Source organism: Exiguobacterium sp. SH4S7, from assembly GCF_004336795.1.
Classification (GTDB): Bacteria; Bacillota; Bacilli; order Exiguobacteriales; family Exiguobacteriaceae; genus Exiguobacterium; species Exiguobacterium aurantiacum_A.
In genome coordinates, this window is sequence record NZ_SJUT01000002.1 from 393,197 (window position 1) to 411,770 (window position 18,574).

Genomic DNA, 18,574 nt, shown 5'->3' on the forward strand with positions numbered 1-18,574 from the left:
TTCGCCAACACGTGGCGCCCTCAAAATCGAATAACGGTCGATGGACCGGACCTTCCTACTTGATTCAAAAGGTCAGCTCCGAGGCGACTTCCGCACACTTCCCTCGCGACCTTGCACCGTGCGGCCGCGTCTCTAGAAAGGAGTGTTGTTGCGTACTATTCCTCATCATAGCTTTTAAACGTATCTGTTAAACAATTGTAGCGATTGAAGACGTTTCAGTCAAGATTACAGTGAAAACTCTTGTTGCAGCTCTTTGAACGTCGCATCGACCGCGGCGAGCGTCGCATCGATATCCTCGTCCGTATGCACAGTCGACAAGAACAAGCCTTCGAACTGTGACGGTGGCAAGAACACGCCACGCGCCGCCATCTTCTGATAGTACGAGCGGAACATGTCGAGGTTCGACGTTTTCGCCTTTTCGAAGTTCGTCACTTTCTCGTTCGTGAAGAAGAAGCCGAACATCGAGCCGGCCCGGTTCGTGTCGTGCGGGATGTTATATTTCTCGGCCGCTGCCGTGAAACCTGCCGCGAGGCGGTCGGCTTTGCGCTCGAACTCCTCGTAGTGCTCAGGCTTGAGTTGCGACAGCGTCGTGTAGCCGGCGATCATCGCGAGCGGGTTGCCTGAAAGCGTCCCTGCTTGGTAGATCGGCCCTTGCGGTGCGATGTGTTCCATGATCTCCCGTTTGCCGCCGTATGCGCCGACCGGAAGGCCGCCGCCGATGACTTTGCCGAGGCACGTAAGATCAGGCGTTACGCCAAAGTAACCTTGGGCGCAATTGTAACCGACGCGGAAGCCGGTCATGACCTCGTCAAAGATGAGGAGCGCGCCGTTTTGTTCCGTGATCTCACGCAGTCCTTCGAGGAATCCTGGCTGCGGCGGGACGAATCCCATGTTGCCGGCAGCCGGTTCGACGATGACACCGGCGATGTCGTCGCCGTGCTTCTCGAACGCGATGCGAAGCGCGTCGAGGTCGTTGTATGGGACGGTGAGCGTATGGCTCGCCAAGTCTTTTGGGACGCCCGGTGAGTCCGGAAGACCGAGTGTCGCGACACCTGATCCGGCCTTGATGAGAAGCGAGTCCCCGTGGCCGTGGTAGCAGCCTTCAAACTTCAAGATCTTCGTCTTGCCCGTATAGCCGCGTGCGAGGCGGAGAGCCGCCATCGTCGCTTCCGTACCGGAGTTGACCATGCGGACCATCTCGATCGATGGGACGCGGTCGATGACGAGCTCGGCCATCTTCGTCTCGAGCTCTGTCGGTGTCCCGAACGTCCAGCCTTTTTCAGCCTGATCTTGGATCGCTTTCATGACGACCGGGTCGCGGTGACCGAGAATGAGTGGTCCCCATGAGAGGACGTAGTCGATGTACTCGTTGCCGTCGATGTCGTAGACACGTGAACCTTCACCGCGTTCGGCAAAGATCGGCGTCATCCCGACCGATTTATAGGCACGGACCGGGCTGTTGACCCCGCCCGGCATGAGTGGGAGCGCTTGTTTGAACGCTGCTTCTGAGCGAGTTTGTTTGTATGTCATGCGAATTCTCCTTCCAAATAGCGACAGACGTCTTTTGCGAAATACGTGACGATCAAATCGGCACCGGCCCGTTTGAAACCGACCATCGTCTCCATGACGATACGTTGTTCATCGATCCAGTCGTTCATCGACGCCGCTTTAATCATCGCGTACTCCCCGCTTACGTTATACGCCACGATCGGCATATCGAGCGAGTCGCGCATGTCGCGGATGATGTCCATGAACGCGAGCGCCGGTTTGACGATCATAAAGTCGGCACCTTGCTCGACGTCCGACTGTGATTCCCGGAACGCCTCACGACGGTTGGCCGGGTCCATCTGATAGCCTTTGCGGTCGCCTTCACCAGGCGCCGACTGCGCCGCGTCACGGAACGGTCCGTAGTAGGCCGATGCGTATTTGACGCCGTAGCTCATGATCGGGATGTGGCTGAAGCCGTTTTGGTCGAGCCCTTCGCGGATGGCGGCGACGAAGCCGTCCATCATCGAGCTCGGCGCGATGATGTCTGCGCCCGCTTGCGCTTGCGTGATCGCCGTCTGGACGTGAAGCGGCAGTGACGCGTCGTTATCGACGTCACCGTTCTTCACGATGCCACAGTGGCCCGTCGACGTATATTCACAGAGGCACGTGTCGGCGATGACCGTGAGCTGTGGTGCCCACTCTTTCACTTTGCGGATCGCTTCTTGGACGATGCCGTGATCGTGGTATGCTTCCGTGCCTTCCGGGTCTTTATGCTCAGGTACACCGAACAAGAGAACGGACTCGAGCCCGAGGTCGACGAGCTCACGGATCTCGTCTTCGAGACGATCGAGCGAGAAGTTGAAGACGCCAGGCATCGAGCTGACTTCGCGTTTAATATTTGTCCCTTCGACGACGAAGAGCGGATAAATCAAATCTTCTTTCCGAACATGGTTTTCACGTACGAGTGCACGCATCGACTTCGACGAGCGCAGACGACGGTGACGGTCGAATTGGTTCATGAAAAATCTCCCCCTACACACTGTATTAATGCATCCATAGTATAACACTCAGGCACTCGGACCGGTAACGTCGAAACTTCTCGGACAGCCCGCTCGGTCACTTCACCGATGGCGTACCATGTCCCGTGGAACCGTTCGAGGTAAGGCGTGAGCGCGTGGACGGCGGACGGACTGAGCACGAGTAGCGCCTCGACATGTTCGAGCGCGGCCGCTTGATCGGCCGTGAGTGCTTTCTCGACCGTCTCATAGACGACCCAGTCGTACACATGCGGCAATTGTCGCATATGCTCGGTGTTCGCCAAATCCCCACGGGCGAACAAGACGACGTCATCCTCACCGACGACGTTCGCCAACTCGCGGAACAACGCTTCGCCCGTATACGTCTCCGGCATGAGCGAAACGGTGAATCCTTCTGCCTCGAGCGCGTCCCGCGTCTTCTCGCCGACGGCAGCGACTTGAATGTCCCGAGGAACGTCTTGAAGCGCTGGGACAGCGGTTTGACTCGTGACGACGAGCCAGTCGAACGAATCAGTTGGCGTTGGTTTCCCGGTCAGCCGTGTCTCGATCATCGGGACGTGATGAACGGAAAGACCGCTCGCGTCGAGCAAGGCCCGTTGCGAAGCGGTCAGTCGTTTTGTCCCTGTGTACCAGACGTCACACATTGACCGAGGCGAGGATCTCGCGTCCGCCACGTCCGAGCAAGTCGTCAGCGACGTCTTGACCGAGCGCGACTTCGTCCGTTGACGTTTTCGTCACACGGAGCACGTCTTTGCCGTCGACCGAGGCGATCAAGCCGGTGAGCGTGACCGTGTCCCCGTCAACCGTCGCGTAGCCGCCGACCGGTACGTGGCAGCTGCCTTCGATTGCCTTCAAGAACGTCCGCTCCGCCGTCGCAGCTTTCGCCGTCACGTCATCGTGAAGGAGCTGTAAAATCTGCGTCACTTCGGCGTCGTCTTTCCGGCTCTCGATCGCGAGTACACCTTGTCCGACGGCCGGTACCATCATGTCGGCGTCGAGCGCTTCGAACTTGACGCGGTCGGTCCAACCCATGCGCTCAAGTCCCGCTTTCGCGAGCAAGATGGCGTTGAAGTTCTCGGTATCGAGTTTTTTCAAGCGCGTGTCGATGTTGCCGCGAATCCATTGGATCTCGAAGTCCGGACGGGCTGCGAGCATCTGTGCACCGCGACGGAGCGAGCTCGTCCCGATGACCGCGCCTTGCGGCAACGTCTCGAGCGTGTAGCCGTTCTCGCAAATTAGTACGTCACGCGCGTCGACACGTTTTGGCATACAGCTGATAAAGAGGTCTTCCGGCAGTTCGGCCGGGACGTCTTTCATGCTGTGGACGGCAAAATCGATGTCACCGGCGAGCATCTGTTGTTGGATCTCTTTGACGAACAAGCCTTTCCCGCCGACTTTCGACAGTTGGACGTCGACGATTTGGTCACCTTTCGTCACGATTTCTTTGATCTCGAACTCGTTCTGGGCCCCGGCTTGCTTCAATTGTTCGATGACCCATTTCGTTTGTGTCATCGCGAGTTGTGAGCGGCGTGAGCCGACGATAATTTTACGCATAATGTTTAGTCCCCTTCATAGAAAAAGGCGACGAGATCCGCCGCCTTTTTGGTTTGTATTAGCGCATCAACGCGCGAAGTGGTGCTTTAGCCGCCATCGCTTCTAGCTCTTCCGGTTCTGTGTCCGCAGTCGGAACGTCGACGTCTAGCGCGAACGCTTCGACGAACTGGGCGATGCGCGTGTTCGCGTCCGGTTGAGCGGCCGCGTCTTTAATGTAGTCGATCGGTTCACGCAGCATGTGGTTGATGATCGACTTCATGTGCTTGCCGATGACTTTCTTGTCCCGGTCCGACAGATGGTCGAGCTTGCGCTCAAGACTTTCCATCGTCTCTTCTTGGACGCGGAGCGCTCGTTCGCGCAACTCGTTCATGATCGGCACGACACCGAGCGTGACGAGCCATGCTTGGAACTCTTGAATCGCCTCATCAATCTTCACTTCAATCTTTTCTGCCTCGACGAGACGGGCTGCCAAGTTTTTATTGACGATCCCGTTCAAGTCATCGACATCAAACAAACGGACGCCCGGAAGCGACCGGACCGCTGGATCGATATCTCGCGGCACGGCAATGTCAATGAGAAGAAGTGGACGTTCCCGACGCAACAATTGCGCTGCGGCGACGTCGTCATACGCGATAACGGCTTCTTTGGCCCCGGTCGAGCTGATCAAAATATCGGCATCGAGCAGTCCACAGGCGATCTCGCGGATCGAGTGGGCTCGGCCTTTGAACTTGGCAGCGACCGCTTTCGCTTTACTTTCAGTCCGGTTGAAGACGGCAATTTGTTTGGCGCCGGCTTCGAACAAGTTGAGCGTTGTCAGCTCACCCGTCTCACCTGCACCGACGACGACAACTTGTTTGTCATCGAGGCGCGTGTACATCTCTTGGGCGAGCGCGACCGCAGCCGAGCTGACCGATACAGACATTTCCCCAATTTGCGTGTCAGTATGGGCCCGTTTGGCGAGCGTCACGGCTTCTTTGAACAATTTATTAAACACTGTCCCCGTCGTCCCGTTCTCTTGGGCGCGGAAGAAGCTTGACTTCACTTGTCCTAAAATCTGCGTTTCCCCGATGATCATCGAGTCGAGACCCGACGTGACACGGAACAAGTGACGAATCGCTTCCTCCCCTTCACGGATCGACAAGTATGGTGTGAACTGATCCATCTCAAGATCGAACCAGTTCGCTAAAAAACGTTTTGTATAATAACGACCCGTATGGAGCTGGTCTGTGACGACGTATAGCTCGGTACGGTTACAGGTCGACAAAATAACCGATTCAAAAATGCTTTTCTCTTCGCGGAGCGCAATCATCGCATCCACGATTTCTTGCTCCCCAAACGAGAACTGCTCCCGAATCGCGACAGGGGCTGTCTTGTTATTTAGTCCAACGACGACAATATGCATGTACCTCTTCCCCTCATCTAAAATCACAGTGGCGGTTGTCATTTCTTTTTTACGTCTCTACCGTACAGTATAACAATTTTTATTTAGGAACTATAATCTTCTGTTCGATTTTCGTGAAATAATTTAAGAACTTTTTGTGACGAAAAAAAGTAGAAACGGTCAAATTGGCCATTTCTACTTGTTTTGTCATTTAAGTGACGATGAATCTGTGATAATCGTACTTTCCGGCTTGTCTTCTTCTTCCGACTCGAGGTAATGTTGTCGCTCTTTCAATTTATAGATGCGGACGATGTTTTTGACGACGACTTTCGCCACCGCATACGTCGGAACCGCAACCAACATCCCGATGATCCCAGCCAGGTTACCGGCCACGAGCAAGACGATGATGATCGTGAGCGGATGCACTTTGAGCGTTTTCCCTTGAATGAGCGGGGAGATGACGTTCGCCTCGATCTGTTGGACGATGATGATGACGAGGATGACCCAGAGCACTTTGATCGGATCTTGGATGAAGGCGACGACGACGGCCGGTGCCGCCCCGAGGAACGGTCCGACGTACGGGATGATGTTCGTCACCATCATGAAGAGTGCGAGCAAGATGGCGTAGTCGACACCGACGATCCAAAGACCGATGAGCGACGTGATCCCGACGAAGAACGCGACGATCAGTTGGGCGTGCACGTAGTTCTTAACGGTCGTGTGCATGTCGTTCAAAATTTTACGTGTCTCTTTCTCATAGCTCGATGGCAACAGCTTGACGATCGAGTCCGGCAAATGCTTCCCGTCAAGCAGCATATAGAGCAACATGAACGGAATGACGACGATCGTGATGACAGCTGATGTAATGAATCCGATGACTTGGCCGAATGAAGAAGCAATATTGCCAAAAATATCACCGAGGTATGTGGTGACATTGTTGGTCAAGTCGGTGAACATGTCATCGTTTTCCGCCATGAAGCGCGACAGGAACTCGTTTTGCATGAGCGAGTCACGCACTGAGAACGCTTGTTGCTGCAACTCTTTGGCGATGCTCGGCATCGCGTTGACGAGATCGGTCACTTGTTCGACGAGCACGGGCCCGAGAATACTGAAAACGAGCGTGATGATCAGGATAAGCGATGTTAGCGTGATTGCGACTGACATACCACGTTTCCCGGACCGTCGTTCTAAATAATCGACGACTCCAACGAGAAAATAAAAGAAAAGTCCTGAAATAATAAGCGGTACCGTGACGAGCGCCAATATGACTTGGATCGGTTCGAACACGAATGAAATCTCTGTCCCGACCAAGATCACTAAGAAAATCGTCAACGTCCAAAATAAGAAGCGATACCATTTGCTTTCAAACATTCTCTGCATCTTTCCACCTCGTTCATTAATGTATTGCTATACAATATGACAATTATACGATACTTACCCGTTCACGTAACCCTAAAAACAAAAAGACGAGGGGGTTATCCCTCGTCGTCCGTCAACAAATCGTAGATGGCTTTCCACGCTTCGTCTTTTCCTTCTGCCGTCTCGGCCGAGAAAGAGACGAAACGGTCAGTCGATTCGAATTGAAGCTTCCGCTTCACGGCCGCCTCATGTTTCTGGCGCTGCGCTTTCTTGATCTTATCGAGCTTCGTCGCGACGACGATGACCGGAATCTCATAATGTTTCAAGAAATTGTACATCGTCACGTCATCACCCGACGGCTCGTGTCGGATATCGACCAAGAGGACGACACCTTTGAGTGCGCTTTGCGACGTCAAGTATTGCTCCATCATGACGCCCCACTTCTCACGCTCGGTCTTCGAAACTTTGGCATACCCGTAGCCCGGGACGTCGACGAACATGATCTCGTCATTGATGTTGAAGAAGTTCAGCGTCTGCGTCTTCCCCGGTTTTGATGATGTCCGGGCGAGTGCTTTACGCTGACAGATCTTGTTGATGAATGACGATTTCCCGACGTTCGAACGGCCGGCGAGTGCGACTTCTGGCAACTCGTGGACCGGATAATGGTCCGGCGCCACAGCACTCGTAATAAATTCTGCTTTATTGATTTTCATTGTTTTCCTCCAAATGCTACTTCTAATACTTGATCGAGCATCGTGACCGGGACGAACGTCAGTTTTTCACGGACGGTGTCTTGAATATCATCGATGTCACGTTCATTGTCTTTCGGGATGATGATGGTCGTGAGTCCGGCCCGATGCGCGGCGAGCGCTTTTTCTTTCAAGCCACCGATCGGCAGGACACGGCCACGGAGCGTGATCTCTCCGGTCATCCCGATATCACGCCGGACTTTCTTCCCGGTCAAGGCCGAGATGAGCGCCGTCGCGATCGTGATCCCCGCGGATGGCCCGTCTTTCGGGACGGCACCTTCCGGGACGTGGATGTGCACGTCTTGCCGCTCGTAGAACGTCGGGTCGATCCCGAACCGTTCCGCGTTCGAGCGGACGTAACTGTACGCCGTCTGCGCCGACTCCTGCATGACGTCGCCGAGTTTCCCCGTCAACTGCAGCTTGCCTTTGCCCGGTGCGAGCGCGACTTCGATCGTGAGCGTATCACCGCCGAACGCCGTGTAAGCGAGGCCTGTGACCGCTCCGATCGAGTCTTCCGTCTCGCCTTTGCCGTAACGATACTTCGGTTTCCCGAGGTAGTCGCTTAGGACTTTGAGCGACACGGTGACACGTTTCTTCTCGCCGATCGCGATCTGTTTCGCCGCTTTCCGACAAAGCGATCCGATGACACGCTCAAGGTTGCGGACGCCGGCCTCGCGTGTGTAGCGGCGGACGACTTCATAGAGCGCGTCTTCTTTAATCGTGAGCTGGCTCTTTTTCAAGCCGTGTTCTTTATATTGTTTCGGAATCAAGTGGCGTTTCGCGATCTCGACTTTTTCGAGCTCCGTGTAGCCGCCGATTTGAATGAGTTCCATCCGGTCGAGGAGCGGGGCCGGAATTTGCGAGACGTCGTTCGCCGTCGCGATGAACAGCACGTTCGACAAGTCGAACGGCTCCTCGATGTAATGGTCCGAGAACGAGACGTTCTGTTCCGGGTCGAGCACTTCGAGCATGGCCGAAGCCGGGTCGCCCCGGAAGTCCGACGCCATCTTGTCGATCTCATCGAGCAAGAACACCGGGTTCTTACTTTCAGCTTGCTTCAAGCCACGGATGATCCGGCCTGGCATCGCGCCGATATACGTCCGGCGGTGACCGCGAATCTCAGCCTCGTCACGCACCCCGCCGAGCGAGACGCGGACGAAGTTACGTTCGAGCGCCGAAGCGATCGAGCGGGCGAGCGACGTCTTCCCGACCCCAGGAGGTCCGGCGAGACAAAGGATCGGTCCACGCAGCGAGTTCGTCAATTGACGGACCGCCAAGTATTCGAGGATCCGGTCTTTGACCGATTCGAGCCCGTAATGGTCATCGTCGAGGACACCGGCCGCATGTTTGACGTCCAATTTATCTTCGGTTTCAATTCCCCACGGCAGCGAGACGATCCAATCGAGGTAGTTGCGGATGACCGCGTACTCAGGTGACGTCGCCGGGACGACGTTCAACCGTTCCGCTTCCCGCATGACGTTCTTCCGTGTCGTTTCCGGCAAGTCGAGCGCCTCGAGCTTCTCAAGGAGACGGTTCGGTTCCGACTCTTGCGACTGGTCCCCGAGTTCTTGTTGAATCGTCTTCATCTGTTCACGTAAGTAATACTCTTTTTGCGCTTGTTCAATCGTCTTCTTCGTCCGTTCACGCAACTCTTGTTCGAGCTCGATGATCTCGACTTCGTGCGTCATGATCTCGAGCAGTTCGAGCCCGCGTTTGACCGCGTCTGGTTCTTCAAGCATCGCTTGGCGAATGTCGACATCGACATCGAGTTTCGATGAGATGTAGTCAGTGAGCGATTCGAGCCGCTCGTACATCTCAAACCGACGACGCTCGTCCGGTGACAAGCCTTTGATCGTCCCGACGAGTTTGCCGAACTGTTCTTTCAAGAGCCGCACGAGTGCCGTCCGCTCGACTTCTTCCCCTTCAACGAGTTCGAGCGAGTCGACGTCAGCAAACCAGCCGTCTTTCGTCGCTTCGACGGCGTTGATTTTGACGCGTTCTTTCCCGACGAGGCGGACCCGTACCGTATCGTTCGACAGTTCGCTCATCTTGGCGATGTGGACCCGCGTCCCGATCGCGTAAAGGTCTTCCGGTTCAGGTGATTCTTTGCCTGTCTCTTTTTGTGTGACGACAATCAAATCTGTCTCGTGTTCCTTTGCGGCAAGGAGTGCTCGTAATGAGAGCGGTCGCCCGACGTCGATCGTCACTCCGATCAGCGGATAAACGACAACTCCACGCAAAGGAAGAATTGGTAATTGTTCCATTACAACGCCTCCTGTGCAAAAAGGCCCAAAACTCGGTTGTGCCGAGTGTTTGAGCCTTTTTCGTTAAGAACTTTAAGCTGTTTCTTGGTTGTCCCCTGTCTGTTCGACAGTACCATCACGGAGAACATATTTCGGACCGGCAAGACCCGTAATCGTTTCGTCTGTAATGATGACTTTCTCGATATCGTCACGCGATGGGACGGTGAACATCACATCGAGCATCATTTCTTCGATAATCGAGCGGAGACCACGTGCACCTGTCTTACGTTTGATCGCAAGTTTGGCAATTTCAATCAACGACTCGTCTGTGAACGTGAGTTCGACGTCGTCGAGTTCGAGCATCTTCACGTACTGACGGACGAGCGCGTTTTTCGGCTTCGTCAAGATTTCGACGAGCGCTGACTCGTCGAGTGTCATGAGCGTCGCCATGACCGGTAGACGTCCGATAAATTCAGGGATCAAGCCGAATTTTTGAAGGTCTTCCGGCAATGCGCGGGCGAGCAAGTCTTCTTGCGTCATCTCGCGATTTTCTTGTTCGTTCCCGAAACCGATGACTTTCTTCCCGATGCGGCGTTTGACGACCGCTTCGATGCCGGCGAATGCGCCGCCGACGATGAAGAGAATGTTCGTCGTATCGATTTGGATGAACTCTTGATGCGGATGCTTCCGTCCACCTTGTGGCGGTACGCTTGCAGTCGTCCCTTCAAGAATCTTGAGCAAGGCTTGTTGGACCCCTTCACCAGACACGTCACGCGTGATCGATGGGTTTTCCGACTTGCGGGCAATCTTATCGATTTCATCGATATAGATAATCCCTTTTTCAGCTTTTTCGACGTCGTAGTCAGCCGATTGGATCAGCTTGAGCAAGATGTTCTCGACGTCTTCCCCGACGTAACCGGCTTCCGTCAAGCTCGTCGCATCCGCGATTGCGAACGGGACGTTCAAGACGCGAGCCATCGTCTGAGCGAGAAGCGTTTTACCGCTACCAGTTGGTCCGATCATGACGATGTTCGACTTCGAAAGTTCGACATCATCAGAACGGCCACCGGCGTTGATGCGTTTATAGTGGTTATAGACAGCTACCGAAAGCGCACGTTTCGCCCGGTCTTGGCCGATGACATACTCGTCAAGGACGTTACGGATCTCTTGTGGTTTTGGAATGTCTTTGAATTCGACTTCTTCTTCGACACCGAGCTCTTCCTCAACGATTTCATTGCAAAGTTCAATACATTCGTCACAAATGTATACGCCAGGACCGGCGACTAGTTTACGGACTTGTTCTTGCGATTTCCCGCAAAACGAGCATTTAAGTTGTCCCTTTTCCTCGTTAAATTTGAACATTCGGTACACCCCTTCTGAATGAAAATGGATGTAAGTGCGATAAATCGCCTATTTGTATTTTCAGGTGCAAAGCACTCACGAAAAAACATTTACATCTCTGCGTTGCAATAATTGTAGCATGAACATATAGCGACATCAAAGATTAACACATACAAAGTGTCATTACAGAAAAAAGGACGACTGCGTGGCAGTCGCCCTCATCTCATCTAATTACTTCGCTTTACCAGTTTCAACGAGGATGTCGATCGCCTTACGGAATTTGAGGTCACCTTTAAGTGTCTCGATTCCGCCTTGCGGTGCGAGCATCGTACGGAGTTGGTCCGGTGCGATGTTGTAGAGTTTAGACATTTCTTCGAGTTCTTTCTCAGCATCTTCATCAGTTACTTCGATTGCTTCTTTTTCAGCGATTGCTTTCAAGACGAGACGAGCTTTAACGCGCTCTTCAGCTTGCTCTTTCATCTCTTCACGCATAGCTTCTTCTGTTGTGCCAGTGAGTTCGAAGTACATGTTGAGGTCGATGCCTTGTGAAGATACACGAGTACCGAACTCTTGAACCATGCGGTCTACTTCTTGGTCGATGAGGATTGCAGGTACGTCGATTGTCGCGTTAGCAGTTGCTTGCTCAACGAGTTGGTCGCGCATCGTGCCATCAGCTTCTTGTTGCTTCGCAGCTTCTAAGCGCTCACGAATTTTCGCTTTCAACTCGTCGAGTGATGCTACTGACTCGTCGATGTCTTTTGCGAACTCGTCGTCGAGCTCAGGAACTTGCTTCGCTTTTACTTCGTGAAGTTTGACTTTGAACGTCGCTGGTTTACCCGCCAAGTTGTCAGCGTGGTACTCTTCAGGGAATGTTACTTCGATGTCTTTTTCTTCACCAGCAGTCATGCCTACCATTTGCTCTTCGAATCCAGGAATGAATTGACCTGAACCGATTTCAAGTGTGTAGTTTTCAGCCGTGCCACCTTCGAATTGCTCGCCTTCAGCGAAACCTGCGAAATCAAAGACAGCTGTATCGCCGTTTTCGACTGCGCCTTCTTTAACAGCAAGTTCTGCGCCTTGCTCTTTGAGGGCGTCAAGTTCTGCTGCGACTTCTTCGTCTGTGACGTTCGTTTCTACAGCATCGTACTCGAGACCTTTGTAGTCGCCGAGCTCAGCTTCTGGTTCAACCACGAATGTTACTTTGAAAGTAACCGGTTGACCTTTTTCGAGTGTGCCATCAACGTCGATGTTTTCGAGAGCCATTGGTTCGAAACCAGCTTCTTCGACTGCAGATTGGATTGTGTCACGGTAGAGGATATCAAGCGCATCTTGGAAGAGTGCTTCTTCTCCGTACATTTTGTTGAACATTGGACGTGGCAATTTCCCTTTACGGAAGCCAGGTACGTTCAAGTTTTTGACGACATCTTTAAATGCTGCGTCGACTGCTTTATTGAATGCTTCTGCAGGTGCTTCGTACGTGAGTACGCCTTGGCTACCTGATGTTTTTTCCCATTTTGCTGTCATGCTAAGTCCCTCCAACAAATTCGTTTATTCTTCTATACCGTACAAAAATGTACAACAATCAGTATTATAGCATAAATCCGGTGACTGCACACAAGGATTTAGTCTAGAAACGCTTGCGTGAAACGGATATCCGCCTCTAAAATTTCAGCCGCGAGCCCGTCTGTTTCTTCATCGTTCAGGATCGCTGCTTTCGCTCTCACGACAGCTGTTTCGATTTCAGATGCCTCACCCGGTGTGAACGGATAGTGCGTATACATGTAGTTCATGAGCAGTTGCGTCGCGATTTCGTCGCCTTTGACGGCTTTCTGCAAATCGTGGACCACATGCTCCCATTCGTCCATCTTCACTTGTGCCTCTGCCTGCGTCAGCCGATGATGCGTTTCGAGGTCGACCCATTCGATGACGGACAGTTCTTCGAACGCTTTTTCGAGCACGATCAGCTTCATCAATTTCGGGCGATCTTCAAGGAGCAGTCCCTTCAATACGTTGTCGAGTACGTCATCGATATTGAAATGGACGTGCTCGAGCAGTTCAATCTGTTCCCCGACACTGCCACGATGAACCGTCCGTTTCAGTTTGGCGATGGCCGCCGGAAACTCGGTCATCTTAAGTACTTGGAGCACTTGGTAAGCTTGGGTGTTCACTTGATCGGCCTTGTCTTGCCACTCTAAATATTGATGGATCCAGTGTGCCGCCTCGAAAGGTTGGTCACGCATGATGTAGTACTGGGCAATTTGAAGCCCGCCGGCTGCCGGCTCTTCTGCCTCATGAATCTGCGTCGTGACGAGTTCTTCGAGTTTTTCAAGCGTTTCCGGCTCTTCCGGACGCTCCATCAAACATTGAAAAATTTCCATGAAAATAAACTGATCGCCTTTGACGGCTGCGTACCAATCCCATAGGATCGGCTCGACCCGTTGCCGCTCCCCGGCCGCGTCCGCTTCTTGAATCATCTTCTGCAGCCGCGACCAGTTCCCTGGAAACGGGTACTCCCGCTCTTTTTCCATCTTCACACACCCTTTCTTCCATCCATCTCCATCTTCCTTAGGAATTGCTGCGTTGTCAATCAATACCCCGGAAAACGAAAAAAGAGACAACCTCCGTGGAGGCTATCTCTATTTTAAATGGAAGTGTCCCAAGAGGGATTCGAACCCCCGACCGACGCCTTAGCTTACCACCATGGCTTTCGCCACCAACGCATGTTGTTTGTAGTCTGGACTATATCTTCACCATTTCAGGTGCGACACGTGTAGTCTCTACGGAACCTCACGAACAAATTGTTCCTTCAATGGTTCTACCTCTAAAGGCTGACCCTTTAGTCCTTTGAACCACCTTGACCTCGAAAGGATACAAGTTTCCTCGGTATTACCATCAGCATGATCTGTTAAGGCTTCACCGATATAGTGTCGTCCACTCTATAGGTTTCTGTTTCCCTATAAAGGCTCCTATTTGTCTTGAAGGGCGTTGCTCTATCCAGCTGAGCTATTGGGACATTGACAAGAAAACTATAATAGAAAAATGCTTTGCTGTCAATTGGTTCTTTCTGTTTTGTTCAAAGTTGTCCTGACAAGTCCAAATCTTCGACGGGCGTCCCGTCCTCAGACCGGTAAAACCGGACCGCTGCCTGACCGGCGTCAAGGTCGATCAACGCGTACGTCTTGTCCGAGCGTCCGCGCGGCATCCGGATCGAGCCCGGGTTCACGTAGAGCACCCCGTCTTCGATGACGGCCCCGGCCACGTGCGAGTGACCGTACAAGACGACGTTCGCCCCGATTTCCTCGGCCCGATAACGCAACCGGTTCAAATCGAACTTCACGTCATGGTGATGGCCGTGGACGATTAAAACCGTGCCTTCAGGTGTCGCTTCGATCCGTTCGAGCGGCAAGTCGCCCCCAAAATCGCAATTGCCGCGGACGGTCCGATACGGCAGCAAGTGCTCGTCGACGAGCGCGAGCTGGGAGTCGCCGCAATGGAACGCGTCCTCAATCTCGGTTTCATGCCGAGTAAAGATGGTCGATAGTTCGTCTGTCAATCCGTGACTGTCACTGACTACGAGAAAACGCATACACCTCAACCTTTCATAAATGGAATGATTTCTGCCTCTAGTTTTCTTAACGCCTGACCGCGGTGACTGACCGCCGCCTTTTCGTCACGCTCGAGCTCTGCTGCCGTCTTATGGAGCGACGGGACGATAAAGAGCGGGTCGTACCCGAATCCATTTTCCCCGTGGGGCGCATAGCCGATCGTACCTTCGATCGTCCCGCGCACGGTCAACGTCTCGCCTGTCGGTTTGGCGAGGCAGAGCGCGCAGACGAAGCGGGCCGAGCGATCGTTCGCCCCGTTCAACTTCTCGAGCAGGAGCGCGTTGTTCGCCGCGTCCGACTTCTCAGGACCGGCGAAGCGGGCCGAGTGGACGCCTGGGGCACCGTCGAGCGCATCGACTTCAAGCCCCGAGTCGTCGGCGAGGACGGCGTGTCCGAAGTAACGGGCCGCCTCGGTCGCTTTCAGTTCGGCGTTCGCTTCGAACGTCGTGCCCGTCTCATCCGTTTCCGGTGCATCCGGATAGTCCAAGAGCGACTCGACTTCAAATCCGAGCGGCGTGAGCATCCCTTCGATTTCAACCACTTTCCCTTTGTTGCGTGTCGCGACAATCAGTTTCATATCGTTTCCTCCATTTGTTCCCCGACATACCACCATGAGGCACCGAGCGCGTCTTCTGCTGCTTTGAACAGCGTCTCGATCCCGCCTTGGGCCATCTGTAGCATCTCATTCATTTCTTGCAGCGTGAACGTCGCTTCTTCACCCGTGCCTTGCACTTCGACGAAGCGTCCGCTCGCCGTCATGACGACGTTCATGTCAACTTCGGCCGCCGCGTCTTCTTCATAGTTCAAGTCGAGCAACAGCTCGTTCGTCCGACCGACCGAGATGGCGGCGACGCCTTCTTTGATCGGTGTGTCGCCGAGCTTGCCTTGACGGATGAGCGCGTCGACCGCGAGCACGAGCGCACAAAAACCGCCTGTGATCGACGCTGTCCGTGTGCCACCGTCCGCTTGGATGACGTCACAATCGATCCAGATCGTCCGTTCACCGAGCCGTTCCAAGTCGACGACCGAACGGAGCGAGCGCGAAATCAACCGTTGAATCTCCATCGTCCGTCCTGTCTGCTTACCGCGAACGGATTCCCGGACGGTCCGGTTGCCCGTCGCCCGTGGCAGCATCGCGTACTCGGCGTTGATCCAGCCTTGCTTCTTCCCGCGCAGGAAGTTCGGGACGCGTTCTTCGACCGTCGCCGTACAGATTACTTTCGTGTCCCCGATCGAGATCAAGACCGAGCCTTCGGCATGTTTGTTCACGTGCGGAATGATCTCAACGGTCCGCAGTTCATCATGTTGTCTTTCGTTACGCATCGACACCAGACACCTCTACTTTCTCCGCTTTCACGGGTTGGCCAAGCCATTCTGTCGCCAATCGGTTGAAGATGGCGACATCCCCGGTCGCATAAAACTGATGCGTCGGGATGGTGTCCAAATCGTTCTCAAGTTCTTTAAAATCAAGGATCGCTGCCACTTCGAGCGCTGTCTCATCACCTGACGAAATCAAATGGACATCGGGTCCGACGACGTCTTGGATGACCGGCGCTAGCAACGGATAATGGGTGCACCCGAGGATGAGCGTGTCCATCTCCGAAGCTTGGAGCGGCAGGATTGTCTCGGCGACGATCGACCGGACGCGTTCGCCGCTCAGTTCGCCGGCTTCGACGAGCGGCACGAACGGCGGGCAAGCGAGCGAATAGACATCAATCTCGCCCGCGACGTGACGGAGCGCCGTCTCGTACGAATTGCTTTCGACCGTCATCTTCGTGCCGATGACACCGATATGTTTGTTGCGCGTGCCTTTGACGGCGGCCCGGGCGCCCGGGTCGATGACACCGATGACCGGGATGTTGAGGCGTTTGCGCGCTTCTTTCAAGACGACGGCCGTCGCCGTGTTGCAGGCGATGACGATCATCTTAACGTCTTTTTCTAATAGGAATTCAATCAATTCCCACGTATATGCTTCAATCTCATCGTGCGGGCGCGGCCCATACGGACAGCGCTCCGTATCGCCGATATAGATGATTTCTTCTTTCGGCAGCTGGCGGATCAGTTCTTTGACCACGGTCAAGCCGCCAACACCTGAATCGAGTACTCCAATCGCTCGTTTCATAAATATCACTTCCATTCCCATCTATCTTACCAAAAAAGCCGTATCCAAAAAAGAAACGGTGTCATGACAAACAAAAAAGACGAGGTAGCCGATTGGCCGCCTCGTCCGTTGCTCGAATTACTGAGCAAGACCTTCGCTAGTGAGCATGTCAGAGAGCGTGTTAACCGCTTCTTCTGCATCGTCACCTGCTGCAGTGATCTTGATTGTTGAATCTTTAGCGATTCCGAGTGAAAGTACACCCATGATCGACTTCAAGTTAACTGTCTTACCATTGTACTCAAGGTTGATATCTGATTGGAACTTAGAAGCTGTGTTGACCAACTGAGTAGCTGGACGAGCGTGGATTCCTGAATCAGCAACGACTGTGAATGTTTTTTCCATGACGTGATAGTCTCCCTTCAAATCTGAATTCTGCAGGCGAACCGGCAGAAATTTTTGTTTGTGAACTCATTATCAAATGATAGCGGATTCGCAAAAATTCTGCAAGCGATTTTTATATTCTGGAGTCCATTCGGCCGGGCGACCGGTTTTTGACAAATGCACGAGGCTCGTACGGCCCGCGAACATGAGTTGATCTCCATCATATGCGCCGTAATGAATATCACATGAAGTGTTTCCGACCGTCAAGACATTGGCATATACCTTCAACTGTTGCCGCGGCATCACTTGTCGGACGTAATCGCACTGGGCGTCCGCCACGACGACGAAACCGTCTTTCAAGGAAAATCCTGTCGTTTCGAGTAGCTCGATCCGCGCATCCTCAAAATAGATGAACGGGATCGTGTTATTCATATGGCCGTACGGGTCGCACTCCGAAAAGCGGACTTTGACGTCGAGCTCGATTCCTGACCTGACACGCGTTTCCCAACCGGGTTCCCGAAAATACTTTGACATCGGCAAACGTTACGCCTCGACCGCAGAACCGGTACGACCTTTGTCGCTGCCGAAGAACTGTTTGAACGAGTGAAGCGTCGTCTGACGGTTCATCGCGGCGATTGACGTCGTGAGCGGAATGCCTTTCGGACAAACCTCGACACAGTTTTGCGCGTTTCCGCACTGCATGATGCCTCCATCTTCCATTAGCGCTTCGAGACGTTCTTCCGCGTGGAAAGCGCCGGTCGGATGCGAGTTGAAGAGACGGACTTGTGAGAGTGCGGCCGGGCCGATGAAGTTCGACTTGTCGTTGACGTTCGGGCAAGCCTCAAGGCAGACACCGCACGTCATACATTTCGATAGTTCATACGCCCATTGACGTTTGTTCTCTGGCATCCGTGGTCCTGGACCGAGGTCGTACGTGCCATCGATCGGTACCCACGCCTTCACTTTTTTCAAAGCGTCGAACATGCGCTGACGGTCGACTTGAAGATCACGGATGACCGGGAACGTCTTCATCGGAGCAAGGCGGATCGGCTGCTCGAGTTTATCGACGAGCGCCGTACACGACTGGCGCGGCTTACCGTTGATGATCATTGAACAAGCGCCGCACACTTCCTCAAGACAGTTCATGTCCCAGGTGATCGGTGTCGTCTTGTTGCCTTCGGCGTTGACCGGGTTGCGGCGGATCTCCATGAGCGCCGAGATGACGTTCATGTTCGGACGATACGGGACCGAGAACTCTTCCGAGTAGGTCGCTTGATCCGGACCGTCCTGGCGTTCGATGATAAAACGAATATCTTTATGCTCAGACTGCATCGG

Annotated in this window: 18 protein-coding genes and 1 other annotated feature (1 of these 19 only partly in view); all 18 genes read right to left on the reverse strand. The window is 53.6% G+C overall.

The window, feature by feature from the left end:
- Nucleotides 1-178, reverse strand: a binding site (T-box leader) (it extends 43 nt beyond the left edge of the window).
- A gap of 47 nt (nt 179-225) precedes the next feature.
- Nucleotides 226-1,530, reverse strand: a complete 1,305-nt coding sequence (hemL, locus tag EVJ29_RS06085; protein WP_070327715.1) for a glutamate-1-semialdehyde 2,1-aminomutase — start codon at nt 1,528-1,530, stop codon at nt 226-228.
- The gene (gene hemB / locus EVJ29_RS06090) at nt 1,527-2,507 is read right to left on the reverse strand and encodes a porphobilinogen synthase (RefSeq protein ID WP_071399362.1); all 981 of its coding nucleotides are present in this window, start codon (nt 2,505-2,507) and stop codon (nt 1,527-1,529) included. Before hemB ends, hemL begins: the two co-directional genes overlap by 4 nt.
- Entirely contained in the window at nt 2,504-3,169 is a 666-nt protein-coding gene (locus EVJ29_RS06095) for a uroporphyrinogen-III synthase (RefSeq protein WP_131465503.1), read from the reverse strand. The genes hemB and EVJ29_RS06095 overlap by 4 nt, the downstream gene beginning before the upstream one ends.
- The gene (gene hemC, locus EVJ29_RS06100) at nt 3,162-4,079 is read right to left on the reverse strand and encodes a hydroxymethylbilane synthase (protein WP_131440976.1); all 918 of its coding nucleotides are present in this window, start codon (nt 4,077-4,079) and stop codon (nt 3,162-3,164) included. Before hemC ends, EVJ29_RS06095 begins: the two co-directional genes overlap by 8 nt.
- 58 nt (nt 4,080-4,137) lie before the next feature.
- Entirely contained in the window at nt 4,138-5,481 is a 1,344-nt protein-coding gene (gene hemA / locus EVJ29_RS06105) for a glutamyl-tRNA reductase (protein WP_070327719.1), read from the reverse strand.
- A gap of 186 nt (nt 5,482-5,667) precedes the next feature.
- Entirely contained in the window at nt 5,668-6,840 is a 1,173-nt protein-coding gene (locus EVJ29_RS06110; RefSeq protein ID WP_236633418.1) for an AI-2E family transporter, read from the reverse strand.
- Nucleotides 6,841-6,935: 95 nt separating this feature from the next.
- Nucleotides 6,936-7,532 (reverse strand): ribosome biogenesis GTP-binding protein YihA/YsxC, encoded by a 597-nt coding sequence (gene yihA / locus EVJ29_RS06115; RefSeq protein WP_071399358.1) that lies wholly within the window; start codon nt 7,530-7,532, stop codon nt 6,936-6,938.
- Nucleotides 7,529-9,832: an endopeptidase La gene (gene lon, locus EVJ29_RS06120; protein WP_070327724.1), complete on the reverse strand. Its 2,304-nt coding sequence runs from the start codon at nt 9,830-9,832 to the stop codon at nt 7,529-7,531. Before lon ends, yihA begins: the two co-directional genes overlap by 4 nt.
- Nucleotides 9,833-9,904: 72 nt before the next feature.
- On the reverse strand, nt 9,905-11,173 hold the full coding sequence (clpX, locus tag EVJ29_RS06125; RefSeq protein ID WP_016508522.1) for an ATP-dependent protease ATP-binding subunit ClpX: 1,269 nt from the start codon (nt 11,171-11,173) through the stop codon (nt 9,905-9,907).
- 210 nt (nt 11,174-11,383) lie between these two features.
- Complete coding sequence (gene tig / locus EVJ29_RS06130) at nt 11,384-12,676, reverse strand: trigger factor (RefSeq protein WP_070327725.1); 1,293 nt, start codon at nt 12,674-12,676, stop codon at nt 11,384-11,386.
- 98 nt (nt 12,677-12,774) lie between these two features.
- Nucleotides 12,775-13,680, reverse strand: a complete 906-nt coding sequence (locus EVJ29_RS06135) for a hypothetical protein (RefSeq protein ID WP_070327726.1) — start codon at nt 13,678-13,680, stop codon at nt 12,775-12,777.
- Between the two features lie 545 nt (nt 13,681-14,225).
- Complete coding sequence (locus EVJ29_RS06140) at nt 14,226-14,738, reverse strand: metallophosphoesterase family protein (RefSeq protein WP_070327727.1); 513 nt, start codon at nt 14,736-14,738, stop codon at nt 14,226-14,228.
- 5 nt (nt 14,739-14,743) lie between these two features.
- Nucleotides 14,744-15,334: an XTP/dITP diphosphatase gene (locus EVJ29_RS06145; protein WP_071399354.1), complete on the reverse strand. Its 591-nt coding sequence runs from the start codon at nt 15,332-15,334 to the stop codon at nt 14,744-14,746.
- Nucleotides 15,331-16,080 (reverse strand): ribonuclease PH, encoded by a 750-nt coding sequence (gene rph, locus EVJ29_RS06150; RefSeq protein WP_070327729.1) that lies wholly within the window; start codon nt 16,078-16,080, stop codon nt 15,331-15,333. Before rph ends, EVJ29_RS06145 begins: the two co-directional genes overlap by 4 nt.
- Nucleotides 16,073-16,879, reverse strand: a complete 807-nt coding sequence (gene racE, locus EVJ29_RS06155; RefSeq protein ID WP_070327730.1) for a glutamate racemase — start codon at nt 16,877-16,879, stop codon at nt 16,073-16,075. Before racE ends, rph begins: the two co-directional genes overlap by 8 nt.
- Before the next feature lie 117 nt (nt 16,880-16,996).
- Complete coding sequence (locus EVJ29_RS06160; RefSeq protein WP_021066838.1) at nt 16,997-17,260, reverse strand: phosphocarrier protein HPr; 264 nt, start codon at nt 17,258-17,260, stop codon at nt 16,997-16,999.
- 72 nt (nt 17,261-17,332) lie between these two features.
- Complete coding sequence (locus tag EVJ29_RS06165; RefSeq protein ID WP_131465509.1) at nt 17,333-17,773, reverse strand: acyl-CoA thioesterase; 441 nt, start codon at nt 17,771-17,773, stop codon at nt 17,333-17,335.
- A 9-nt stretch (nt 17,774-17,782) separates the two neighbouring features.
- Nucleotides 17,783-18,571, reverse strand: coding sequence for a succinate dehydrogenase iron-sulfur subunit (gene sdhB, locus EVJ29_RS06170; protein WP_173647397.1), 789 nt, complete (start codon nt 18,569-18,571; stop codon nt 17,783-17,785).
- Nucleotides 18,572-18,574: the final 3 nt, after the last annotated feature.